Origin of the sequence: Brevundimonas basaltis (genome assembly GCF_014202075.1) — a bacterium.
Taxonomy (GTDB): Bacteria; Pseudomonadota; Alphaproteobacteria; order Caulobacterales; family Caulobacteraceae; genus Brevundimonas; species Brevundimonas basaltis.
In genome coordinates, this window is sequence record NZ_JACHFZ010000001.1 from 596,730 (window position 1) to 619,727 (window position 22,998).

A 22,998-nucleotide genomic window follows, 5' to 3' on the forward strand; every position below is an offset into this window, starting at 1 on the left:
GGAAACGGACACCCCCTCGCGGCGTTCGCCCCGGGTGCTAGAAGGCAGCCGAGAGATGGAGCAGACGCGATTCCCATGGCCGATACCGCCGTCGATCAGTTGACCGAGGACCAGGCCCGGGCCGAGTTCTCACGGCTGACCGCCGAACTGGCGCGTCACGACGCCCTCTATCACGGCCAGGATGCACCGGAAATTTCAGACGCCGACTACGACGCCCTGAAGCGGCGAGCATTGGACATCGAGAGCCGGTTTCCTGAGCTGACGCTGGCGGATTCGCCCTCGCAGGTGGTCGGGGCGGCGGTGTCGGCGCAATTCGCCCCGGTCCGCCACGGCGTGCCGATGTTGTCGCTGGACAATGCCTTTGACGCCGGCGAGGTCGCCGATTTCGAGGCCCGCATCCGTCGTTTTCTCAAGCTGCCCGCGGACGAGCCCGTCGCCTTCGTCGCCGAACCCAAGATCGACGGCCTGTCGGCCAGCCTGCGCTACGAGGACGGCCTCCTGGTCCGCGGCGCCACGCGGGGCGACGGCCGCACCGGCGAGGACGTGACGGCCAATCTGCGCACCCTCGGCGACGTTCCCGAACGACTGACCGGCTCAGGCTGGCCCTCCGTGATCGAGGTGCGGGGCGAGGTCTATGCGCCGAACGACGCCTTCGACGCCTTCAACGCGGCGGCCGAGGCGGCGGGCACGCGGACCTATGCCAATCCGCGCAATTTCGCCGCCGGCTCGCTGCGCCAGAAGGATGCGACGGTGACGGCCCAACGCCCGCTGCGCTTCTTCGCCTACGCCTGGGGCGAGGCGTCGGCGCCGTTTGCAGAGACCCAGTGGGAGGCTCTGCAGGCGCTGCGGTCGTGGGGTTTCCCGGTCAACGACCGCTCGCGCCGGGTCGAGGACGCCTCGGGGCTGACGGCGCTTTACGACGGGTTGCAGGTCGATCGCGCCGGGCTCGGCTATGACATCGACGGCGTGGTCTACAAGGTCGACCGGTTGGACTGGCAGCACCGGCTGGGTTTCGTGGCGCGGACGCCCCGCTGGGCCATCGCCCACAAGTTTCCGGCGCAGCAGGCGCAGACGGTGCTGGAAGGCATCGACATCCAGGTGGGGCGGACCGGCTCGCACACCCCCGTCGCCCGCCTGCACCCGGTCACCGTCGGCGGGGTCGTGGTACGCAACGCCACCCTGCACAACGCCGACGAGATCGAACGGCTGGATGTGCGCATCGGGGACACGGTGACCCTGCAGCGCGCGGGCGACGTCATCCCGCAGATCCTCGGGGTGGTCGATGCGGATCGGACGGGACGCGGCCCGCCGTACGAGTTTCCGCACAACTGCGTCTGCCCGCTCAAGACGGCGCTGGTGAAGGAGACCAACGCCTCGGGCGTGGAGTCGGTGGTGCGGCGCTGCACCGGCGAACTGGCCTGCCCGTTCCAGCGCATCGAACACCTGAAGCATTTCTGCAGTCGCCGCGCCTTCGACATCGAGGGGCTGGGCGAGAAACAGTTGATCGCCTTCCACGAGCGGGGCTGGATCAGCGAGCCGGCGGACATCTTCCGGCTGGCTCGCGACCCGGAGAAGCTGGACGCCCTGCGCGCCGAGGACGGCTACGGCGAGACCAGCGTGCGCAATCTGGTGGCGGGGATCGACGCGCGGCGGACCATCGGCCTGGACCGGTTCATCTATGGGCTGGGCGTGCGGGACATCGGCGAGCAGACCTCGATCGTGCTGGCCCGGGCGTTCGAGACCTGGACCGCCTTCGAGGCGGCCTGCATGGCGGCGGCGGACGGTATACCGGGCGAGGACTGGGTGCGGCTGAACGAGGCGCATGCCGTGTCTCCCCGGGTCGTCGCCATGCTGGCCGAGGCGTCGCCGCCCGCGGACGATCCGTGGCCCGAGGCGTCGCTGGACCAGAAGATCGCCCTCGCCTTCCCCGGTCTCGCGGCTCCCGCGAGGCGCGGACTGGCGACGCTGGCCGACGACTGGGGCGGGCTGGTGCGACTGGCCGACGTGGCGCGCACCGAAGGGCCGTCGGAAGGGCTGGGCCAGATCGCCGGCGTCGCGGGCGTCGGACCGGTCGCGGCGCGGGCGTTGGCGCTGTTCTTCCGCGAGACCCACAATCGCGCCATGGTCGATGCGCTGGTGGCCGAATTGGACCGGATCGAGGATGCGGAGAAGCCGAAATCCGACACCGCCGTCGCCGGCAAGACCGTGGTCTTCACCGGCGCCCTGGAGCGCTTCACCCGGGACGAGGCCAAGGCGCGGGCGGAGTCGCTCGGCGCCAAGGTGTCGGGTTCGGTGTCGAAGAAGACCGACTATCTGGTCGCGGGCCCCGGCGCGGGTTCGAAGCTGGCCGAGGCGCAGAAGCACGGCGTCGCGGTGCTGACCGAGGACGAGTGGCTGGCGCTGATCGGCGGCTAGCGGTCCAGCGGGGCGCAGGCCCGCTCCAGCCACGCCTTCGCCTCCCCGTCCAGCCGCGGGCCGACCTTGTTCCAGACGTCGGCGTGGTAGGCGTCGACATAGGCGCGCTCGTCGGCGGTCAGCAGGGCGACGTCGATCAGCTTGCGGTCCAGCGGAGCGAGGGTCAGCTGCTCGAAGCCGTGCATGGGGCGTTCGCCGCCAGGGATCTGTTCCGGCGGGGTGACCACCTGCAGGGTCTCGATGCGGATGCCCCAATGACCCTCTCGGTAGTAGCCCGGTTCGTTGGACAGGATCATGCCGGTCAGCAGCGGCTGGCTGTTGGGGGCCTTGGAGATGCGCTGCGGGCCTTCATGGACGCCCAGATAGCTGCCGACGCCGTGGCCGGTGCCGTGATCGTAGTCGAAGCCCTGCATCCACAGCGGCACCCGGGCCAGGGCGTCGAGCTGGTGGCCGGTCACGCCCGCCGGGAAGCGAACCGTGGCCATGGCGATATGGCCCTTGAGCACGAGGGTGAACATGCGGCGCTGGTCGGCGGTCGGCTCGCCGACGGCCATGGTGCGGGTCACGTCGGTGGTGCCGTCCAGGTACTGGCCGCCGCCGTCGACGAGCAGCAGGGAGCCGTTCTCGATGCGGCGGATGGTGCGGCTCACCGGCTTGTAGTGCGGCAGGGCGCCGTTGGGGCCCGCGCCGGCGATGGTGTCGAACGACAGGTCCTGAAGCGCGCCCGTCTCCTCCCGGAAGCGCTCGAGGGTCAGGGCGATCTCGCGCTCGTCGGGCAGGGTCTCCTGCGCGACTGTGTCGACCCAGTGCAGGAAACGGCTGAGGGCGGCGCCGTCGCGGATATGGGCCTGACGCGAGCCTTCGATCTCGACCGGATTCTTGACGGCGCGCGGCAGGGCGCAGGGGTCCATGCCGCGCACGACCGTCGCGCCGGCGGCCTCGAGCCGGTCGAAATACCAGGCCGGGGACTGGCCCGGATCGATCAGCACGCTCTGGCCCTTGAGCCCGTCCAGCGCGTCCGGCAGGGCCTCGGGGGCCTCGAGGGTGACGGCGTCGCCCAGCCAGCCGGGGAGTTCATTGGTGACCTTGCGCGGGTCGAGGAACAGGCGGGCCGCGCCGTCGGCCCTCACGATGGCCTGCGCCAGCGGCAGGGGCGTGCGGATGACATCGCCGCCGCGGATGTTGAACAGCCAGGCGATCGAGGACGGAGCGGTGAGGACGGCGGCGTCTGCGCCCTTGTCGGCGATCGCGGCGCCGATGCGGGCGCGCTTCGATGCACTGGCCTCGCCGCTGTAGCGGTCCTCGTGCGGCGTGACGGGCGCGGTCGGCTGAGCCGGGCGTCCGGCGCCCCAGGCCTCGTCGATGGGGTTGGACTCGACCGGCTTCAGCGTGGCGCCGGCCTTCTTCGCCGCGCGCCGCAGCGAGGTCAGGGCGTCCGGGCTGTGCAGGCGCGGGTCGTAGCCGATCGTCGCCCCCTTCGGCGCCGTCTCCAGCCAGGCGGCGAGGCCGTCGTTCTCCAGCGACAGGATCTCGAAATGCGTCGGATCGACCTGGGCGCGGACCTGCACCGAATAGCGGCCGTCGGCGAACACGGCGGCCCGGTCGGTCAGCACGGCCCCCGCGCCGGCCGAGCCGGTGAAGCCGGTCAGCCAGGCGAGGCGGTCGTTGGCTTCCGGCAGATATTCGTTCTGGTGCTCGTCCTCGTGCGGGACCAGCAGGCCGTCGAGGCCCTGCCCGGCCATCTTCGCGCGGACGAGCGGCAGGTGTTTGGCCCCGAAGGACGGATCGGTGGTTTCATCAAAGGACTGGCGCATGGAGGGTACATAGCCTTCGGGGACCGCCTTGGGGAGGGCCGGCGTCCGGATCGCGGCGCCGCTCCCACCCTGCCGCCGCTGGCGCGTCGACATCCCTCCCCGGGACGGGGAGGGAAAAGGCAGGACTCTGCGCCGCTTCGGGAAAAGCGGTTGGGGAGGGCACGGGACAGCCGGGCCTCGCCCGGTTGGGATGTATTTACCGTTTCGACGAGACAGACTGCCCCGCGCGGCCGTTTTCCACGCGCCCTCCGGCTGGCGGCCCTGTCATTCGAGCCTTGCCGGATCACCGCCGCCGCCATTGCTGACTTCGACGCGGGGCGGACATGACGGCATGTTGCTGACGTCAGCAGCCCGCTTCCATTAGCGCGCGGCGAGCAAGCGACGGCCATCCATCGACCGTCTCGAGGACCCCCGGACTCTCCGTCGCCCGGGCTTCATCGCTCGACCACAGCCCGCCGCCATCGAGAACGTGGATCCGACGCCCTCCCCACCGACGGGATGGGAAGAGTGTAGACCGGCCCGTTTATGCGGATGGAAGATCGATTTTAGATTCAGCTATGTGGCTGATATCGCCGGAGATCGTCCGCTGAACCCGACTATAATTTCGCGGATTGTCAGCACAGCGACATGGCCCTTGAGAGCCGAGGTTCGTCACAACGGACACGACGGGGCCGGCGGGGCGGCGGCTAACGCAGGGAGACTCAGTCGATGGATGGCGGGCAAGGGCCCGCGAAGGCGAAGCGGGGCTCGTTCCCGTCGTGTCCGTTGTGGCTTCGCTTCGCCGTGGTCGTTGTGACGAACCAGCCGGCCGAAGCCGGGCGGCGCCCTACCCCGCGCGCGCGTCCGGGGACTGTTTCTCTTTCAGGGTGACCAGTTCCTCGGCCATGGTCGGATGGACGGCGCAGGTGGCGTCCCACTGGGCCTTGGTGAGGCCGGCCTTCACGGCGATGGCGGCGATCTGGATCATCTCGGGCGCCTCGGGGCCGACGATGTGGACGCCGACGACCTTCTGGGACGTGGCGTCGACGACCAGCTTCATCAGCATCCGTTCGTCCGAGCCGGTGAAGGCGTATTTCATCGGCCGGAAACGGGTGACGTAGACGTCAACCTCGCCGGGGCAGGCATGGCGCGCCTCGCTCTCGCTGAGGCCGACCACGCCGACCGGCGGCTGGCTGAACACGGCTGTGGCGACGGCCTCGTAGTCGAAATGCTGCGGGTTGTTCCTGTAGACGGTCTCGTGGAAGGCGACGGCCTCGCGGATCGCGACGGGGGTCAGGTTCATGCGGTCGGTGACGTCGCCGATGGCCCAGATGTTGTCGGCGCTGGTCCTCGAGAAGGCGTCGACACAGATCGCGCCGTTGTCGTCGATCTTCACCCCGGCCGTTTGCAGGCCGAGGTCCTTGACGTGGGGGACGCGGCCGGTGGCGAACATGACGACGTCAGTCTCGAGGCTCATGCCGTTCTCGAGGTGGTTGACGATGCCGTCTGCGGTCTTCTCCAGCGACGTGTGCTGGCAGCCGAGGATGACCTTGATCCCGCGCTTCTCGATCTCGCCGGCCAGATGGGCGCGGACGTCGTCGTCGAAGCCGCGCAGGATGTTGGGACCGCGATAGATCAGGGTGGTCTCGACGCCGAGGCCGGCGAAGATGCCGGCGAACTCGACCGCGATATAGCCGCCGCCGGCGATCAGGATGCGTTTGGGCAGCTCGGGCAGGTGGAAGGCCTCTTCCGAGGTGATAGCGTGTTCGACCCCCGGCAGGTCCTCGGGTTTCCACGGGCGGCCGCCGGTGGCGATGAGGATCTTCTCCGCCGTGATGGTCTGGCTCTCCCCGCCGTCGCGGTGCGTCACCTCGACGGTGTGGGCATCCTTGAGGACGGCGCGACCGTGCAACAGGTCGACCCCCGCCTTGCCGAGGTTGGCGGCGTAGATGCCGGACAGGCGGGCGATTTCGACGTCCTTGGCCTCAAGAAAGGTCGGCCAGTCGAATTCCGCCTTGTCGAACGACCAGCCGTAGCCTTCGGCGATCTCGAGGGCGTGGCTGACCTCGGAAGCCATGACCATGAATTTCTTGGGCACGCAGCCGCGGATGACGCAGGTGCCGCCGACCCGGAACTCCTCGGCGATGGCCACGCGCTTGCCGCCGAGGGCGGTCAGCCGCGCCGCCCGGACGCCGCCCGAGCCGGCGCCGATGACGAAGAGGTCGTAGTCGTAGTCGGCCATTCGGCGAAGCTCCGTTCGGCGGGGGACGCGTGGTTCGGGGGACGGCGCCCGACTTAGGCGCCAGGGTCCGGGGGAGCAAGGGCGGCGGCGGCGTCGAAGAAGGCTTGACCGGGACAGAAACGGGCGCATAGTCGAGGCGAATGTCGCCCAGGATGTGACTCATGGTTGCTCTCGCCATCGCCGCCCTGCTCGCCATCGCGCCGGCGCCGCCACAGCCGACGGGCATCCAGGACCCGCCGCCGTCGTCGGCGGCCGTCGATCCGGGCCCGGTCGACCTCGGCGAGGTCGAGGTCACCGGCCGCACGCTGGACTCGATGATCCGCTCGTTCGTCAATGGGGTCGCGGCTCCCAACCGCCGCCGGGGCCTCGCGCGGTGGGACGGCCAGGTCTGTGTGGGCGTGGCAAACCTGCGGGGAGAGCCGGCCCAGTACATCGTCGATCGCGTCTCGACCGTGGCGGAGGACCTGGGGCTCAGGCCCGGGGGTCCGGGGTGCAGGCCCAATGTGCTCGTCGTCGCCAGCGACCGGCCGTCGGAGCTGGCCGGCGAGCTGGTCCAGGAGCAGCGACAGGCGTTCCGAAGGGGCGGGTCCGGCATGGACCGGGGTGGCTCGGCCCTGCGCGCCTTCATCGCTTCGGAAGCCCCGGTGCGCTGGTGGCAGGTGAGCATGCCGGTGGACTCCGAAACCGGTCAGCGCGCCACGCGCATCCCGGGGGACTGCATCGACCCCTGCAGCAGCCCGCTGCACTATGCGCCGCAGATTTCGGTGTTCGCCGCTTCCCGATTGAGCACCCAGATCGTCGACCAGATGTACAGCACCGTCGTCATTCTCGACATGAACAAGATCAGCGGGTTCTCGGCCCAACAGCTGGCGGACTATGTGGCCATGGTCTCCCTGGCCCAGATCGATCCGGAGGCCGACACCAGTGGCTACGCCTCGATCCTGAACCTGTTCGAGGCGCCCGGGACGACCGGCCTGACCACCTGGGACACGGCCTATCTGCGGGGGTTGTACGACGCCGAGCGCACGCGGCGGAACCTGCGCGCCGGTCGTATGGAAATCGCCGACTCGATCCATGACGCCCACCGGGACCTGAGGGGCGACGAAGACTAGCGGCCGCTCCCGTCACGGGCGCGGGACGCGACCCTGGCCGGGTCCGCGCGGGCAGGGTCGGGTCGAAGGCAGTATAGGACGAACGCACTAGAGGATGTCACCCATGGTCGCCCTTGCCCTCTCCCTTCTGCTGGCCGCAGCGCCGATGCAGGACCCGCCGCAGCCCGCGCCCACGCCGCAGCAGCCTGCGACGGCGATCGACCCGGCCGCCGTCGACCTGGGTGACGTGGAGGTCACCGGACGGCCGCTGGACTCGATGATCCGCTCGTTCGTCAATGAGGTCGCCGCACCCAACCGCCGCCGCGGCATCGCCCGCTGGGACGACCGAATCTGCGTCGGGGTGGCCAATCTGCGGGCCGAGCCGGCGCAGTACATCGTCGACCGGGTGTCGACGGTGGCGGAGGACCTCGGCGTCATGCCGGGCGCGCCGGGCTGTCAGCCGAACGTCATCATCGTCGCCAGCGACGATCCCGACGGCCTGGCGCGGCAGCTGACGGAGGAACGGCGCCGGGCCTTCCGCATGGGCGGCTCCGGTATGGACCGCGGTGGACGGGCGCTGGACGCGTTCGTGAGCAATGATGCGCCCGTGCGCTGGTGGCAGGTCAGCATGCCGGCCAACGCGGACACCGGCGATCGCGCGGTCCGCATACCGGGCGAGTGCCGGGACCCGTGTCAGAGCGTGGAGGACTTCGCCCCCAACATTTCGGTATTCGCCGCCTCGCGGCTGAGCACCCAGATCGTCGACTACATCTTCCGCACCGTCGTCATCCTCGACATCGACCAGATCCGTGGCGTCTCCGCCCAGCAGCTGGCGGACTATGTGGCCATGGTCACCCTGGCCCAGATCGATCCCGAGGCGGACACCAGCCGCTACGCCTCGATCCTGAATCTGTTCGACGCGCCGCATGAGGCGGACGGCCTGACGGATTGGGACACGGCCTATCTGCGCGGCCTGTACGACGCCGAGCGCACGCGGAAGAACCTGCACGCGGGCCGGATGGAGATCGCCGACTCGATCCATCAGGCGCACCAGCAGGCGCGGGCCGTCAGGCCGAACGCTGACGAGGACTAGAGCCTTACGGCGTCAGCAGGTCCACCCCGCCGTCCGTGCCGATGATGGCCTCGTCGGCGAGGTCGAGGAACAGGCCGTGCTCGACCACGCCGGTGATCAGCTTGAGGTCGTCGGCGAGGCGGGCGGGGTCGTGGATGGCGCCGCATTTCGCGTCATAGATCAGGTTGCCGCCGTCGGTGCGGACATACTGGGCGCCTATGCTCGCGACGCGGTCACTCGCGGCTTGAGGCGAGGCGGTCCTGACGCGGGCGGGCATGGCGATGTCGTGGTCGGCGAGGACGTCGGCGATGCGGTTGGCGGTGGTCTTGTGACCGAAAGCGACGACCTCGATCGGCAGGGCGAAGGCGCCGAGGGTCTTCACCACCTTGGCGGCGTCGGCGATGACGAGGCAGCGGGCCGAGGCCTCCCAGACCAGTTTCTCGCGCAGCAGGGCCGCGCCGCCGCCCTTGATCAGGGCCAGGCCGGGGCCGACCTCGTCGGCGCCGTCGACGGTCAGGTCGATGCGGGGGCTGTCCTCCAGGGTGGAGAGCGGCAGGCCGAGGTCGCGGGCCAGTTCGGCGGTGGCCTCGGACGTGGGGACGCAGCGCAGGTCGGCGAGGTTGCGGGCGGCCAGCGCCTTGACGAACCAGGCGGCGGTCGAGCCGGTGCCGAGGCCGACGGTCATGCCCGCCTCGACGCGGAGGGCGGCGGCTTCGCCGGCGCGTTTTTTCTGGGTGTCCGCGCTCATGTCTTCGCCGCCTTCTTCGCCCGCATCATGTCCATGAATTTCGCCGCCCAGCCGGGTTTCGCCGTCTGCTGACCGCGAGCCAACGCCAAATCGCCCGGCGCGACGTCCTTCGTGATCACCGAGCCCGACCCCACCATCGCACCGGCGCCGATGGAGACGGGAGCGACCAGCGAACTGTTCGAGCCGACGAAGGCCCCCTCGCCCACCGTGGTGCGGTGTTTGAAGAAGCCGTCGTAGTTACAGAAGATCGTTCCCGCGCCGATGTTGGCCTTCGCCCCGACATCGCCGTCGCCGAGATAGGCGAGGTGGTTGGCCTTGGCGCCGGCGGCCATGCGGACGTTCTTCACCTCAACGAAATTGCCGACCCTGGCCCCCTCGCCGAGGTCGGCGCCGGGGCGCAGGCGGGCATAGGGGCCGACCTCGGCGCCGGCGGCGACGGTCGCGCCCTCGAGGTGGCTGAAGGCGCGGATGCGGGCCCCGGCGGCGATCTTCACGCCCGGGCCGAAGACGACATAGGGCTCGACGGTGGTCCCGCCGCCGATCTCGGTGTCCCACGAGACATGGACGGTGTCGGGCGCGGCCATGGTGACGCCGGCGGCGAGCAGGTCCTCGCGGCGGACCTTCTGGAACAGGGCCTCGGCGGCGGCGAGTTCGGACTGGGCGTTGACGCCCATGACGGCGTCCTCGTCGGCCATGACCGTGCGGGTCGGGGCGGCGCGCTCGCGGGCCAGGGCGACCACGTCGGTCAGATAGTATTCGCCCTTGGCGTTGTCGTTGCGGACCTCGGCCAGCAGTTCGAACAACAGGCGGGCGGGCGCGGCCATGACGCCGGAGTTGCAGGCGGTGATCTTGAGCTGATCGGGCGAAGCCTCCTTGTGCTCGACGATGGCCTCGAGTCCGCCGTCGGCGTCGATCAGCAGGCGGCCGTAGCCGGTCGGGTCGCGGGCCTCGAAACCGACGACGGTGACGCCCTCCCCGCCCCCGAAGGCCGCCTCGATGTCGCGGGCCTTGAGCAGGGGCACGTCGCCGTAGGTGATGATCACCTCGCCCGCGAAGCCGGCCAGGGCGGTTTCGGCGGCGCGGACGGCGTGGCCGGTGCCGAGCGGCGGGTCCTGCACCGCGATGGCGGCGGCCCCGAGCCGCTTCTCGACATGGGCGCGGACCTCGGGCGAATGGGCCCCGACCACGACCACGACCCGCTCGCAGCCCAGCGCCTCGGCGGCGTCGATGGCGTGATCCAGCATGGCGCGGCCGCCGACGGGGTGGAGCACCTTGGGGACAAGCGACTTCATCCGCGTGCCCTGTCCGGCGGCGAGGATGATGGCGGCCCTCCTTTGCGCGGAAGGATTGGCTGGTCGGGTCATGAATCGGTCCGGCGGTTGGTCACCCGGGAGGTCTAGCCCATCAGGGCGGCGGACGGGAGACGGGGAAGACGCGAACGGCCTGTCCGACACCGCTTGCCAGCCGGGGGCGGGCAAGCTATGTCCCCGCCTCCCCGATTGATGGATGCGTAGCTCAGCGGGAGAGCACCTCGTTCACACCGAGGGGGTCACAGGTTCAATCCCTGTCGCATCCACCATTTCGCCGCTATTTCCTCCTACAGGCCGCCGTCCGCCGCTCTTCGCGCCGACCGTTCGCGCGCTGAACCGTGCTATTGGACCGCCCCATGCCCTTCCCCGCCAGTCATCCCGCGCTCGACCGCGCCCTGTCCGAACGCGGCTACGCCGAGCCCACGCCGGTGCAGGCCGCTGTGCTGGAGGCCGAGGACGGCCGCGATCTGCTGGTCTCGGCCCAGACCGGATCGGGCAAGACGGTGGCTTTCGGCCTGGCGCTGGCGACGACGCTGCTGGGCGAGGACGAGCGGTTCGCGGACAACGCCGCGCCGGTGGCGCTGGTCATCGCCCCGACCCGGGAACTGGCGCTGCAGGTATCGAAGGAGCTGGAGTGGCTCTACGCCAAGACCGGGGCGCGCATCGCCACCTGCGTCGGCGGCATGGACCCGCGCGCCGAACGGCGCGTGCTGGAGCGGGGCGCGGCCCTCGTGGTCGGCACGCCCGGCCGCCTGCGCGACCATCTGGAGCGGTCGGGGCTGGACCTGTCGCAGCTGAAGGCCGTGGTGCTGGATGAGGCCGACGAGATGCTGGACATGGGCTTCCACGAAGACCTGACCTACATCCTCGACCAGGCCCCGGCCGAACGCCGGACGCTGCTGTTCTCGGCCACGATCGCGCGCGAAATCGCCAACCTGGCCAAGACCTACCAGCGCGACGCCATCCGCATCGACACCACGTCGAAGAACATGGCCCACGGCGACATCGAATACCGCGCCATCCGCGTCGCGCCGCACGAAATCGAGCACGGCGTGGTCAATGTGCTGCGCTATTTCGAAAGCCCCGGCGCGCTGGTGTTCGCCAATACGCGCGAGCGGGTGAAGCATTTGACCGCCAGCCTGCGCGAGCGCGGCTTCTCGGTCGTCGGCCTGTCCGGCGAACTGACCCAGTCGCTGAGGTCCGAGGCGCTGCAGGCGCTGCGCGACGGCCATGCGCGGGTGTGCGTGGCCACCGACGTGGCGGCGCGCGGGCTGGACCTGCCCGATCTGGGTCTGGTCATCCACGCCGAGATCCCGGTCAACAAGGCGACCCTGCTGCACCGTTCGGGCCGGACCGGCCGTGCCGGCAAGAAGGGCGTCTCGGTGCTGATGGTCAGCCATACGCGGCGTCGCAAGGTCGAGCTGATGCTGCAGTCGGCTGCCATCAAGGCCGAGTGGCAGGGCCCGCCCAGCGCCGACGAAATCCGGGCCAAGGATCACGAGCGGATGCTGACCGATCCGGTGCTGATGGCCGAAGCCGACGAGGAATCGCTGGCCATGGGCAAGGAACTGCTGGCGCGGACCTCGCCCGAGCACGTCGCCGCGGCCCTGATCCGGCTGTACCGCGAGAAGCTGCCGCCGCCGGAGGACGTGCAGGACGACGAACGGATGAAGCGCGCCATGGCCTCGGGCGTGAACGAGCGCGGCCAGAGGGACGGCCCGCTGGTCGACTTCGCGCGCGGCGGCGAGATGAGCTGGTTCCGGGTCAATATCGGGCGCGACAAGAACGCCGATCCGAAATGGCTGCTGCCGCTGATCTGCCGCCTCGGCCATGTGACCAAGCGTGACGTCGGCTCGATCAAGATCTTCGACCGCGAGACCAAGTTCGAGATCACCAAGGACGCCGAGGCGAAATTCCGCGTCGCCCTCACCCAGCCGAACGACGACGGGGTGACGGTTCAGGACGCCGTGGCACCGGCGGCGGGCGAGAAGAGCCTGCGCAAATGGGACAAGCCCGGCGGCGGTGATGATCGCGCGCCGCGCGGCGACAAGCCGTTCCGCAAGCCGCGCGCCGACGGCGACGGCCCGAAGAAGCCCTGGGCGCCGCGTCCCGACGGCGATGCGGCCAAGAAGCCCTGGAAGGCGCGGGAGGATCGGCCGGACGGCGACAGGCCGAAGAAGCCGTGGACGCCGCGCACGGACGGCGACGCCGCGCCGGCCGCGGACGCCGGTGAGAAGAAGTGGGTCAAGCGCACCAAGGATGGTCCGACGCCCGAGGGCAAGAAGCCGTGGGTCGACAAGAAAGGGCCGAAGAAGCCGTGGACGCCGCGCGCCGAGGGTTCGGCCGCCGGCGACCGGCCGTGGACGGGCAAGCCCAAGCCGGGGTTCAAGAAGCCGGGCGGGAAGCCGTTCAAGGGCAAGCCTGATCGGGGTTAGGCTTCGCCCTGCGTGATCGGGGCCCGAAGCGTCACCCGCAGTCCGGGGTTCACGTCCGAATAGTCGATCTCGCCGCCAAGCTGGGCGACCAGCCGGTCGATCATCATCGAGCCGAACCCCTTGCCGGCGGCGTGGCCGCCCTTGCCGCTGTCCTCGACGGCAAGGCGAAGTTTGCCCCCGGTCTCTTCGAGCTGAATCCGGATGGAGCCCGGCTGACCGCCATAGGCGTACTTCTGGGCGTTGATGATCAGCTCGGTCAGCACCAGGCCGAGGGTCACGGCGCGACCGGCCTCGACGCTGATCGGAACGAGATGATGATCCAGCTGCGCCGTCCAGTCGGCGCCCATCGACCCACCGAGTTCTTCGATGAGTTCGGCGAAATATCGGGCCAGATCGATCGTGGCCGACGCCTCGACCCGGTACAGGCGACTGTGCACCGCCGACACCGCACGGATCCGGCGACGAGCCTCGGCAAGCTGGCGCTGAACCTCCGGTTCGGCCTGCCGGGCCTGCAGCCCCAGGAAGGATGAGACCAGCGTCAGGCTGTTCTGGACCCGGTGATTGACCTCGCGGATCAGGAACTCCTGCTGCTCCAGCTTGAGGTCGCGCTCATCCAGGCTGGCCCTCAGCGTCCGGTTCAGGTTGCGCAACCGGCCGACGGCGGTGAAGTCCATCAGGGCGTCGCGGAGGCGCAGGGCGGATTCAACCTCCGACGGAGACCAGCGGCGCGACCGCCCGCGCACCGACTCGGTCCAGGCCACGAACGAGGCGCGCGGGGTCAGGGCGCCGGACGGCCCCTGCTTGACCGCCGTTGATGGATTGCCGGCCCAGCGCACCGTCTCGACGATCTCGGCCCGGAACCACAGCAGGGTCACCGGCTGCTCGCCTTGCAGGTGAACGCCCAGCAGACCGCTGGCCTCCGCATGCCAAGCTTCGGCCTCGGGGTGCAGCCGTCCGAGGGCATGGGTGACGAGCGGCCTGAGACCCGGCTGGAGGGCGACCCAGTCGGCGATGAGGGCGATCCCGTCCGTCGGCGGCGTCACGCCGAAGCGATAGGTCTGCCCGCCGCCGACCACGACCACGCCGTCGGCGTCCACGAGGTCCGCGAGGTCCCGGGCGTGATCGGCCAGCGACTCCTCGAGCGGCCGGTCAGCGCCCAGGCGGCCGACCAGTTCATCCTCCAGCCGCCTCAGCCGGGTCCGCTCGCGATAGAGCTCCGCCTCACTCCTGGCCTTGATCTGGCGGGCGAGCGACCGGGCCAGATTGGTCGCCGCGGCGCGCAGCTCGAAGGGCAGCAGCTGCGGGCGGGGGCTGTGACAGGCCACCAGTCCCCACAGCTCGCCGTCGATGATGATCGAGACCGAGGCGGAGGCCCGCACGCCCATGTTGCGCAGATACTGGAGGTGGACCGGCGATACGCTGCGCAGGGCGCAGTCGCTCATGTCGAGCGGGTCGCCCACCGCCGGACTGAGGGGTTGCGGCTCATAGTTGGAATCGGGAATCACCCGGACCGGATTGCGCAGATAGAGCGCCCGCGCCTGACGCGGGATGTCCGTCGCCGGAAAGTGGTGGTTCTGGAATGACTCGACTTCGTCCGAGCGTGATTCCGCCACTACCTGACCCGCCGCATCGTCGAGGAAGCGGTAGATCATGATGCGGTCGAAGCCCGTCAGGCTGCGGAACGACCCGGCGGCGGCCTCGCAGACCGCCCGCACGGTACCGGCGCGCTCGAGCGCGGCGGCGGCGGCGTCCAGACGGCCGATCAGTTCAATGCCGAGCTGCGCCGCGTGAGAGCTCTGCTCGAGCTCGACGATCATCGCCTCGCCGCCCGACCGCGCGATGACGTCGTATTCGAGCCTATTGGCGCCCCGCCAACGGCCCGCGAGCCCCTCGCCGGCGGCGCCCGCAACCGCAGCCAGCCGTTCGGCGACCGCATCGCCCAGCAGACTCGTGATGGCCACGCCAAGCCAGGTTTCCTTGCCGGTGATCGGGCCGAGCCGCCCGGCCTCACGGATGACCTTGAGATCGCCGTCCAGCACCAGCAGCAGACCGTGCGGTTGAATGGCCTCCGGCGTGTGGATCGGCTCGCGATCACAGTCCGACAGAATGAGGGGCGGGGCGGCGTGCGGAGAAGACGTCATCAGGCGAACTCGACGGACGCGCGGTCGACCAGCAGTCTCGAGGCCAGGGTGAAAGCGTCCTTTCCACCCCTGCAAATATCCGCCGGCGCAGCCAGGCCCTGGGCGCAGGCGGCGTCAATCGCGCCGAGGAAGGCCCGCCAACGCACCCCGGCGTCCTCGCCATAGGGGTCGAGAAAGTCCAAGCCGGTCAGGCTCACGCCGTCGGCGATCATGGCGCGGCGCATGACCCGGCCGCCCAGCATCGAGCCCTCGGCGACATAGGCCCAACCCAAGGCCTGGCCGAACGTGCCAAGAGGCGCCGTCTCGACGACATCGACCGCCGGTTCGCCGAGCGCGGCCAGCCCCTCACGGATTAACGCCGACCGGGCCTGCGGGTGACAACCGACCCGGTCCAGGGCCGTCCGCCACGGCGCCAGCCGCTGTTCGACCGAGAGGTGGAACGCGAGGAGCCGCGACACCATCCGCACCCGGGTGAGCGGGTCGCGCAGACGCCGTTCGACATCGGCCTCGCGCTCGATCGCGTGATGGTCGGCTGCCGTCGCCGCGCGCAAGGCCTGGATTACGGGAGACACAGCCACGCGCCGACCTTATCAGCGGAGCCGCGGATGTCACCCCTCCGGCCCGCCATTGCGCCTGATCTGTAACCGTTTACGGTTAGCCCGGGGCAAGCAGCGGCGAGCGGGAGACATGGCGGAGGTGCGGCTGACCGGGGTGAGCAAGCGCTTCGGTTCGACCGAGGTGCTGAGAGGCATCGATCTGGACATCGCGGACGGGGAGTTCGTGGTTTTCGTCGGCCCATCGGGCTGCGGCAAGTCCACCCTGTTGCGCACCATCGCCGGGCTGGAAGAGCTGGACGCCGGCGAGATCGCCATCGCCGGACGGGCGGTCGACGACCGGTCGCCGTCGGAGCGGGGCATCGCCATGGTGTTTCAGTCCTACGCCCTGTATCCGCACATGAACGTCTATGAAAACATGGCGTTCGGACTGAAACTTGCGAAACACGACAAGGCCGAGATCGACCGGCGGGTGCGCGCGGCGGCCGAGACGCTGAACATCACTGACTATCTCTCGCGCAAGCCCAAGGCCCTGTCTGGCGGCCAGCGCCAGCGGGTGGCCATCGGTCGGGCCATCGTGCGCGAGCCGCAGGTTTTCCTGTTCGACGAACCCCTGTCCAACCTCGACGCCGCCCTGCGGGTGCGGATGCGCTATGAGTTCGCCAGCCTGCACGAGCGACTGAAGACGACGATGATCTACGTCACCCACGACCAGGTCGAGGCGATGACCCTGGCCGACCGGATCGTGGTGCTGAACGAGGGGCGCATCGAGCAGGTCGGCCAGCCGATGGAGCTGTACGAGCGGCCCCGCAACCTGTTCGTCGCCGGCTTCATCGGCAGCCCGAAGATGAACTTGCTGCCGGCCGAGATCGTCAGGGCGTCGGCCGCGGGCGCGACGGTGCGCACCGGAGCGGGCGAGACCGTGCGGGTCGATGTCGACGCCTCGCGCGCCGCGCCCGGCGACGCGGTGACCTTGGGCGTGCGGCCGGAGCATCTGAGGTTGTCGGGCCAGGGCGACGCCCTCGGGGCCACGGTCACCTTCGTCGAGACCCTGGGCCACGCCACCTACGCCTATCTCGACGCGGGCGAGACGCCGCTGACGGTGTTGCTGCCCGGCGATGTGCGGCCCTCTGCGGGCGAGGCCGTGAAGCTGCACGTCGCCGCCGGCGAGACGCATCTGTTCGACGGCGACGGGGAGGCCTTCGCGCGGCTCTGATGCGGCCGGGCGGCGACGGCGTGTTGCGTCGCACAACGGGCTGGCTCTAGATGCGCCATGCCCGCGCCCTCCCCCGCCCTGCTGACCGTCGATCTCGACGCGCTCGTCGCCAACTACCGCACCCTGGAACGGGTCGGCGGCGTTCCGGTGCATCCGGTGGTCAAGGCCGACGGCTACGGCCTCGGAGCCGCGGCCTGCGCCGAACGGCTGATGCGCGAGGGGGCGCGCACCTTCTTCGTGGCCCGCACGCGCGAGGGCGAGCAGCTGCGGACGGCCCTGGGGTCCGGGCCGGCGATCTATGTCCTCGATGGCTGCCTGTCCGGGCAGGCGGGGCGGCTGCAGGGCGCCGATCTTCGGCCGGTGCTGAACACCGGCGCCCAGTTGAGGGAATGGCGAAGCGCGGGCGGCGGAGCCTGCGGTCTGCAGATCGATACAGGCATGAACCGGCTGGGCTTACGGCCCGGGGACGCGCCGGAGCCATTCGAAGGGCTGGATCTGGTTTTGAGTCACCTCGCCTGCGCCGACGAACCCACCGCACCGATGAATGCCCGCCAGAGGGACGCTTTCGCTGCGGTGGCGGCGCGCTATCCCGGCGCCCTGCGGTCGTTCGCCAACTCCGGGGGCGTCTTCCTCGGCGAAGATTACGCGTTCGACGCCTCGCGGCCGGGCATCTGCCTGTATGGCGGCGGACCCGAGGGGCGTCCGGACGACCGCATCCGGCCGGTGGCGACCTTCACGGCCGAGGTGCTGCAGGTGCGCGACGTGCCGGCGGGCGAGAGCGTGGGCTATTCGCGGGGCTTTGTCGCCGACGGGCCGCGCCGGATCGCCACCATCGGCGCCGGTTACGCCGACGGCGTGCTGCGGAGCTACAGCCCCGAAGGCCGGGTGTGGATCGGCGGCGCGCTGCGGCCGATCATCGGGCGGGTGTCGATGGACGTCAGCGCCGTCGATGTGACCGGACTGGAGGCCGCGGCCGGCGATGCCGTCGAGCTGTTCGGCGCCCACCGGATGCTGGACGACGCGGCGGCGGCGGCGGGCACGGTGGCCTGGGAGCTGCTGACTTCGGTCGCGGCGCGCGTGCCCCGGCGCTACGTCGGTTGAGACCGTAGCGCCCACGTCAAAATCGGTCGTAGGCCCGACCGCACCCCCTGCCCCGTCCGCGCCGGGTGCTGTAAGCCAACCGCATGGCTCGAGACGGCGCAATCCATGTTTGTCAGTCCTGCGGGGCGGTGCACGGCAAGTGGTCCGGCCAGTGCGGCGCGTGCGGGCAGTGGAATTCGATCGTCGAGGAGAGCCGCTCGGCCCCGCCGGGGGCGCTGAAGCCGGCAGCGAGCAGCCGCACGCGCGGCGTGCAGTTCGAGACGCTGCAGTCCGATACGCCAGAGCCGCCGCGCATCGTCACGGGCGTGACCGAATTCGACCGGGTCTGCGGCGGCGGGGTGGTGCCGGGGTCGGCCATCCTGCTGAGCGGCGATCCGGGCGTCGGCAAGTCGACCCTGTTGCTCGACGTGGCCGGGCGGGCGGCGATGTCGGGGCGGCGGGTGGCCTATATCTCGGGCGAAGAGGCGGTCGAGCAGATCCGGGCGCGGGCGAAGCGGATGGGGCTGGAGAAGGCCCCGGTCGAACTGGCTTCGGCCACGGCGCTGCGTGAAATCCTCGGCACGCTGAAGCGCGAGAAATTCGACATCGTCATCGTCGATTCGATCCAGACCCTGTGGTCGGACGCGCATGAGGCGGGACCGGGCTCGGTGACCCAGGTGCGGGCCTGCGCCGGCGAGATGGTGCGGCTGGCCAAGTCGCAGGGCGTGGCCGTGGTGCTGGTCGGCCATGTCACCAAGGACGGCCAGGTGGCCGGGCCGCGGGTGGTCGAGCACATGGTCGACGCGGTGCTCAGCTTCGAAGGCGAACGCGGGTATCCGTTCCGGATCCTGCGGGCCGGCAAGAACCGCTTCGGAGCCACCGACGAGATCGGCGTATTCGAGATGGGCGACGCGGGGCTGCGCGAGGTGGCCAACCCGTCGGCCCTGTTCCTCGGCGAGGGCAAGGACCGGGCGCCCGGCGCGGCGGTGTTCGCCGGCATCGAGGGGTCGCGGCCGGTGCTGGTCGAGGTCCAGGCGCTGGTCTCCAAATCCGCCTACGGCACCCCGCGCCGCGCGGTGGTCGGCTGGGACACGGGCCGGCTGGCCATGGTGCTGGCGGTGCTGGAGGCGCGCTGCGGTTTCGGCTTCGGGGACCAGGACGTCTATCTGAACGTGGCCGGGGGGCTGCGCATCAACGAGCCGGCGGCCGATCTGGCGGCGGCGGCGGCGCTGGTCAGTTCGGCGACCGACATGCCCCTGCCGCAAGGCTGCGTGGTGTTCGGCGAGATCAGTCTGTCGGGCGAGATCCGCGCCGTCGGCCGGGCCGAGGCGCGGCTGCGCGAGGCGCAGAAGCTGGGCTTCGATCAGGCCCTGTCGCCGCCGCTGACGGTGAAGGACAAGGGCGTCAAGGTGACGGCGGTCAACCGGCTGACCGAGGCGGTCGAACGAATCTCGCAAAACCGCTACTGATGTTTGGGCAGGGTCGCCGTCCCATCTCCGTCATTCCGGGGCCGCGAAGCGGAACCCGGAACCCAGGGGTTCGAGCTGCGGTCCTGGGTTCCGGGTTCTTCGCGATGCGAAGCCCCGGAAGGACGAACGGGATTTGAGCGAGCCCACATGACCGGTTTCGACGTCGTCGCCATACTGATCATCCTCGCCTCGGCCGCCGCCGGCTGGGTGCGCGGGGGCACGCGCGAGATCATCACCCTGCTGAGCTTCATCCTGGCAGCCTTCATCGCCCTGGTGGCGCTGCCGGTCACGGCGCCGATCGGGCGGGGGCTGATCGATCCCGACTGGGCCGGGACCATCCTGGCGGCTGTGGCCTCCTTCCTGCTGGTCTATTTCGGCATCCGCATCTTCGGCTCGAAATTGTCGAAACGGGCCCAGGCGCATCCGCAGCTGGGCGGGATCGACCGCGTCATCGGCGTATTCGTGGGCGCCGGGCGGGCGCTGGTGCTGCTCGGCGCCATCCATCTGGTCATCGTGGCCGCCATGCCCGGCGAGAAGACCCCGCGCTGGCTGACCGAGGCCGCCCTGCAGCCACTCACGGCGGGCGCCGCGCGGGCCATCCAGATCGTGCTGCCGGGCATCGGGCGGGGCGCCGACGCCCTCACGCCGGTGGTCACATCGTCCGTGAGCAAGGGGATTTCCGGCGACGACGCCTTGCCCCCGACAGATTCCGGGCCTACCTCCCGGCGCACCGCACCCTAGTCGCATACCCCGGTCATCGGAGCCCCGACGATGTCCCACTCCATCGCCGACCCCGTCGTTCACCGCGAGCATTGGCGTGACGCCGATGACGATCGCCCGCGCCTCGAGTGCGGCGTGTGCGGCGTGTGGGGCGCCGAACCGGACGCCGGCGCGGCGATCGTGGCGCTGGGCCTGCACGCCCTGCAGCACCGGGGTCAGGAAGCCTGCGGCATCGCCAGCGTGTGCGAGACCCGCTTCCACACCGAACGCCACATGGGGCTGGTTGGCGAAGCCTTCGGCGGGGCCGACCTGCCGGACCGTCTGCCGGGGCCGGCCGCCATCGGCCACACCCGCTATTCGACCGCCGGGGGGAGCTTCCTGCGCAACATCCAGCCGATGTTCGCCGATCTGGACCAGGGCGGCATCGCCATCGCCCACAACGGCAACCTGACCAACTTCCTCTATTTGCGGAACCAGCTGGTCGGCGAAGGGGCCATCTTCCAGTCGACCTCGGACTCGGAGGTCATCCTTCACCTGATCGCGCGCAGCCGGAAGGCCAAGATCGTCGACCGCTTCATCGACGCCGTCGGCCGGATCGAGGGCGGCTACGCCCTGGTGTGCCAGACGCGCTCGAAGATGATCGGCGCCCGCGATCCGCTGGGCATCCGTCCGCTGGTGCTGGGCCGGCTGGGCGAGGCCTGGGTGCTGGCCTCCGAGACCTGCGCGCTGGACACCATCGGCGCGACCTTCGAGCGCGACGTCGAGCACGGGGAGATCGTGGTCATCGACAAGGACGGGCTGAAGTCGCTGAAGCCGTTTCCGACCCGCGCGGCGCGGCCCTGCCTGTTCGAGTATGTCTATTTCTCGCGCCCCGACAGCATCGTGAACGGCAAGTCGGTCTATGGCGTCCGCAAGCGGATGGGGATGACGCTGGCGCGCGAGCACGCGGTCGAGGCCGACGTGGTCGTGCCGGTGCCGGACTCCGGCGTACCGGCGGCGCTGGGCTATGCGCAGGAAAGCGGCATCCCCTACGAGATGGGGATCATCCGCAGCCACTATCTGGGGCGCACCTTCATCCAGCCGAGCCAGGGCGCGCGGCAGAAGGGCGTGCGCATGAAGCACAGCCCGAACCGCTCGGTGCTGGAAGGCAAACGGGTGGTGCTGATCGACGACTCGATCGTGCGCGGCACCACGTCTGTGAAGCTGGTGCGGGCGGTGCGGGCCGCGGGCGCCAAGGAGGTCCACCTGCGCTCGGCTTCGCCGCCGATCCTGTGGCCGGACTTCTACGGCATCGACATGCCGGAGCGGGACCAGCTGATCGCGGCCAACCACACCCTGGAAGAGATGCGGGCCCACCTCGAGGTCGACTCGCTGGGCTTCTTGTCGGTCGACGGCCTCTACGAGGCCATGGAGGCCGGGCCGCGCGATCCGCGCCATCCGCAGTTCACGGACCACTATTTCACCGGCGAATACCCGACCCGGCTGCTCGACCGCGAGATCGAGGAAGGCGGGCGCGAGGTGGCGGCCCGGCAACTTTCGCTGCTGGTGAGCGCTTAGGGTCAGCAATGACCCAGCTCGGCTACTTCACCATCGGCGTTCCGGACATCGACAAGGCGCGCGCCTTCTACGGCGCCCTGTTCGGCTGGACCTTCGACGAGGCCTCGTCGCACGAGACCTACGCCCATGTGGCGGACAGCGACCCGCCCTGCGGCTTCACCAAGGTGGAGCGGGCGAAAGACTGTTCGCATCTGTATTTCCGGGTCGGGGACGTCGACGGCCTGTGCGAGCGGGTGACCGAACTGGGCGGCAAGGCGGCCGTGCCGTCGGACAGCGAGTCCGGGCGGACGGCGGTGGTTTCGGACGACCAGGGCGTCAGCTTCAGCCTGTGGCGGCCCGCGCCGGGGTTCTAGACCGGTTTCGCTTTCAGCGGACGTGACGGCGCGCTATCAGGCCCGCCATGTCAGACCTTCCCCTCCAGGACCGCATCGCCCTCGTCGTCGGGGCCTCGCGCGGCATCGGCTATGAGAGCGCCCTGGCGCTGGCCAAGGCCGGGGCGCATGTGATCGCCACGGCGAGGACCCAGGGCGGGCTGGAGGAGCTGGACGACGCGATTTTCGCCGCCACCGGCAAGCACGCCACCCTGATCCCCTTCGACCTGGTCGACGGCGGGGCCATCGACCGGCTGGGCGGGGCCATCTTCGAGCGTTTCGGGCGGCTGGACGTCTGGGTGCAGGCGGCGGCGACCATGGGCGCCGAGGGGCTGACGCCGGTAAGCCACGCCGACCCGCGCGGCTTCGCCAAGGTGGAGAAAACCAATTTCACCGCCGTCTATCGCCTGATCCGCTCGCTGGAACCGCTGCTGAAGGCGTCGGACGCCGGGCGGGTGATCCATCTGACGACCAGCGTCGCCGGCGCGCCCAGGGCCTTCTGGGGCCCCTATGCGGCGACCAAGGCGGGAGCCGAGGCGCTGATGAAATGCTGGGCCGACGAGATCGAGTCGATGCCGATCCGGGTCTCGATCGTCGATCCGGGCCGGATGCGGACCCAGATGCGGGCCCAGGCCTATCCGGGCGAGGACCCGGAGACGGTGGTCCATCCCTCGGCCATCGGCCCGCTGGTGGTCGAACTGGCCCGGGAAGATCTCGAGCCGCCGCTCGAGGTCAGCTTCAAGGCGTGGAGCGAAGGGCCCGCGGTGGCGGCGCTGATCTGAGG

At 70.2% G+C, this 22,998-nt stretch carries 17 protein-coding genes and 1 tRNA gene; 12 read left to right on the forward strand and 6 right to left on the reverse strand.

The window, feature by feature from the left end:
• Window positions 1-75: 75 nt before the first annotated feature.
• Window positions 76-2,415, forward strand: coding sequence for an NAD-dependent DNA ligase LigA (gene ligA, locus HNQ67_RS03150; RefSeq protein WP_183252224.1), 2,340 nt, complete (start codon window positions 76-78; stop codon window positions 2,413-2,415).
• On the opposite strand, the gene HNQ67_RS03155 is transcribed toward ligA, so the two are convergent.
• Together HNQ67_RS03155 and gor are read right to left on the reverse strand one after the other, a co-directional pair.
• Window positions 2,412-4,229 (reverse strand): aminopeptidase P family protein, encoded by a 1,818-nt coding sequence (locus HNQ67_RS03155; protein WP_183252226.1) that lies wholly within the window; start codon window positions 4,227-4,229, stop codon window positions 2,412-2,414. The genes ligA and HNQ67_RS03155 overlap by 4 nt on opposite strands.
• 826 nt (window positions 4,230-5,055) lie before the next feature.
• On the reverse strand, window positions 5,056-6,450 hold the full coding sequence (gor, locus tag HNQ67_RS03160) for a glutathione-disulfide reductase (RefSeq protein WP_183252228.1): 1,395 nt from the start codon (window positions 6,448-6,450) through the stop codon (window positions 5,056-5,058).
• 161 nt (window positions 6,451-6,611) lie between these two features.
• Between gor and HNQ67_RS03165 the strand changes: the two genes are divergently transcribed.
• Both HNQ67_RS03165 and HNQ67_RS03170 read left to right on the forward strand, forming a co-directional pair.
• The gene (locus HNQ67_RS03165; protein ID WP_183252230.1) at window positions 6,612-7,562 is read left to right on the forward strand and encodes a hypothetical protein; all 951 of its coding nucleotides are present in this window, start codon (window positions 6,612-6,614) and stop codon (window positions 7,560-7,562) included.
• A 103-nt stretch (window positions 7,563-7,665) separates the two neighbouring features.
• Entirely contained in the window at window positions 7,666-8,634 is a 969-nt protein-coding gene (locus HNQ67_RS03170) for a hypothetical protein (protein WP_183252232.1), read from the forward strand.
• Between the two features lie 4 nt (window positions 8,635-8,638).
• Here HNQ67_RS03170 and rpiA read toward each other — a convergent pair whose 3' ends face one another.
• Both rpiA and glmU read right to left on the reverse strand, forming a co-directional pair.
• Window positions 8,639-9,361: a ribose-5-phosphate isomerase RpiA gene (gene rpiA, locus HNQ67_RS03175; RefSeq protein ID WP_183252234.1), complete on the reverse strand. Its 723-nt coding sequence runs from the start codon at window positions 9,359-9,361 to the stop codon at window positions 8,639-8,641.
• Window positions 9,358-10,725, reverse strand: a complete 1,368-nt coding sequence (gene glmU / locus HNQ67_RS03180) for a bifunctional UDP-N-acetylglucosamine diphosphorylase/glucosamine-1-phosphate N-acetyltransferase GlmU (protein WP_183252235.1) — start codon at window positions 10,723-10,725, stop codon at window positions 9,358-9,360. Before glmU ends, rpiA begins: the two co-directional genes overlap by 4 nt.
• A gap of 140 nt (window positions 10,726-10,865) precedes the next feature.
• Here glmU and HNQ67_RS03185 point away from each other — a divergent pair.
• A tRNA-Val gene (locus HNQ67_RS03185) sits at window positions 10,866-10,940 on the forward strand.
• A gap of 87 nt (window positions 10,941-11,027) precedes the next feature.
• The gene (locus HNQ67_RS03190) at window positions 11,028-13,106 is read left to right on the forward strand and encodes a DEAD/DEAH box helicase (protein ID WP_183252237.1); all 2,079 of its coding nucleotides are present in this window, start codon (window positions 11,028-11,030) and stop codon (window positions 13,104-13,106) included.
• Here HNQ67_RS03190 and HNQ67_RS03195 read toward each other — a convergent pair.
• Together HNQ67_RS03195 and HNQ67_RS03200 are read right to left on the reverse strand one after the other, a co-directional pair.
• Window positions 13,103-15,247 carry a histidine kinase dimerization/phosphoacceptor domain -containing protein gene (locus HNQ67_RS03195; protein ID WP_183252239.1) on the reverse strand — a complete coding sequence of 715 codons (2,145 nt, stop codon included), beginning with the start codon at window positions 15,245-15,247 and terminating at the stop codon, window positions 13,103-13,105. The genes HNQ67_RS03190 and HNQ67_RS03195 overlap by 4 nt on opposite strands.
• On the reverse strand, window positions 15,247-15,825 hold the full coding sequence (locus HNQ67_RS03200) for a biliverdin-producing heme oxygenase (RefSeq protein WP_183252241.1): 579 nt from the start codon (window positions 15,823-15,825) through the stop codon (window positions 15,247-15,249). Before HNQ67_RS03200 ends, HNQ67_RS03195 begins: the two co-directional genes overlap by 1 nt.
• Window positions 15,826-15,934: 109 nt before the next feature.
• On the opposite strand from HNQ67_RS03200, the gene HNQ67_RS03205 reads away from it, so the two are divergent.
• The 7 genes from HNQ67_RS03205 to HNQ67_RS03235 all read left to right on the forward strand — a co-directional run bounded on the left by HNQ67_RS03205 (window position 15,935) and on the right by HNQ67_RS03235 (window position 22,996).
• Entirely contained in the window at window positions 15,935-17,017 is a 1,083-nt protein-coding gene (locus tag HNQ67_RS03205; RefSeq protein WP_183252243.1) for an ABC transporter ATP-binding protein, read from the forward strand.
• Between the two features lie 57 nt (window positions 17,018-17,074).
• A complete protein-coding gene (alr, locus tag HNQ67_RS03210; protein WP_183252245.1) occupies window positions 17,075-18,118 on the forward strand; it encodes an alanine racemase in 1,044 nt (347 codons plus the stop codon).
• Window positions 18,119-18,201: 83 nt separating this feature from the next.
• Window positions 18,202-19,566 (forward strand): DNA repair protein RadA, encoded by a 1,365-nt coding sequence (radA, locus tag HNQ67_RS03215; RefSeq protein WP_183252247.1) that lies wholly within the window; start codon window positions 18,202-18,204, stop codon window positions 19,564-19,566.
• Between the two features lie 147 nt (window positions 19,567-19,713).
• Entirely contained in the window at window positions 19,714-20,307 is a 594-nt protein-coding gene (locus HNQ67_RS03220; protein WP_183252249.1) for a CvpA family protein, read from the forward strand.
• Between the two features lie 30 nt (window positions 20,308-20,337).
• Window positions 20,338-21,843 (forward strand): amidophosphoribosyltransferase, encoded by a 1,506-nt coding sequence (gene purF, locus HNQ67_RS03225; RefSeq protein ID WP_183252251.1) that lies wholly within the window; start codon window positions 20,338-20,340, stop codon window positions 21,841-21,843.
• A gap of 8 nt (window positions 21,844-21,851) precedes the next feature.
• On the forward strand, window positions 21,852-22,196 hold the full coding sequence (locus HNQ67_RS03230) for a VOC family protein (RefSeq protein WP_183252253.1): 345 nt from the start codon (window positions 21,852-21,854) through the stop codon (window positions 22,194-22,196).
• Window positions 22,197-22,243: 47 nt separating this feature from the next.
• A complete protein-coding gene (locus tag HNQ67_RS03235; protein WP_183252255.1) occupies window positions 22,244-22,996 on the forward strand; it encodes an SDR family NAD(P)-dependent oxidoreductase in 753 nt (250 codons plus the stop codon).
• Window positions 22,997-22,998 lie beyond the last annotated feature (2 nt).

What these genes read in the sequence shown, in the direction of transcription:
- HNQ67_RS03165 (WP_183252230.1), top strand. Translation starts at nt 6,612, where the DNA reads ATGGTTGCTCTCGCCATCGCCGCCCTGCTCGCCATCGCGCCGGCGCCG.
- glmU (WP_183252235.1), bottom strand. Translation starts at nt 10,725, where the DNA reads ATGACCCGACCAGCCAATCCTTCCGCGCAAAGGAGGGCCGCCATCATC.
- HNQ67_RS03235 (WP_183252255.1), top strand. Translation starts at nt 22,244, where the DNA reads ATGTCAGACCTTCCCCTCCAGGACCGCATCGCCCTCGTCGTCGGGGCC.
- HNQ67_RS03230 (WP_183252253.1), top strand. Translation starts at nt 21,852, where the DNA reads ATGACCCAGCTCGGCTACTTCACCATCGGCGTTCCGGACATCGACAAG.
- gor (WP_183252228.1), bottom strand. Translation starts at nt 6,450, where the DNA reads ATGGCCGACTACGACTACGACCTCTTCGTCATCGGCGCCGGCTCGGGC.
- rpiA (WP_183252234.1), bottom strand. Translation starts at nt 9,361, where the DNA reads ATGAGCGCGGACACCCAGAAAAAACGCGCCGGCGAAGCCGCCGCCCTC.
- HNQ67_RS03155 (WP_183252226.1), bottom strand. Translation starts at nt 4,229, where the DNA reads ATGCGCCAGTCCTTTGATGAAACCACCGATCCGTCCTTCGGGGCCAAA.
- HNQ67_RS03220 (WP_183252249.1), top strand. Translation starts at nt 19,714, where the DNA reads ATGACCGGTTTCGACGTCGTCGCCATACTGATCATCCTCGCCTCGGCC.
- alr (WP_183252245.1), top strand. Translation starts at nt 17,075, where the DNA reads ATGCCCGCGCCCTCCCCCGCCCTGCTGACCGTCGATCTCGACGCGCTC.
- HNQ67_RS03205 (WP_183252243.1), top strand. Translation starts at nt 15,935, where the DNA reads ATGGCGGAGGTGCGGCTGACCGGGGTGAGCAAGCGCTTCGGTTCGACC.
- radA (WP_183252247.1), top strand. Translation starts at nt 18,202, where the DNA reads ATGGCTCGAGACGGCGCAATCCATGTTTGTCAGTCCTGCGGGGCGGTG.
- HNQ67_RS03170 (WP_183252232.1), top strand. Translation starts at nt 7,666, where the DNA reads ATGGTCGCCCTTGCCCTCTCCCTTCTGCTGGCCGCAGCGCCGATGCAG.
- ligA (WP_183252224.1), top strand. Translation starts at nt 76, where the DNA reads ATGGCCGATACCGCCGTCGATCAGTTGACCGAGGACCAGGCCCGGGCC.
- HNQ67_RS03190 (WP_183252237.1), top strand. Translation starts at nt 11,028, where the DNA reads ATGCCCTTCCCCGCCAGTCATCCCGCGCTCGACCGCGCCCTGTCCGAA.
- purF (WP_183252251.1), top strand. Translation starts at nt 20,338, where the DNA reads ATGTCCCACTCCATCGCCGACCCCGTCGTTCACCGCGAGCATTGGCGT.
- HNQ67_RS03195 (WP_183252239.1), bottom strand. Translation starts at nt 15,247, where the DNA reads ATGACGTCTTCTCCGCACGCCGCCCCGCCCCTCATTCTGTCGGACTGT.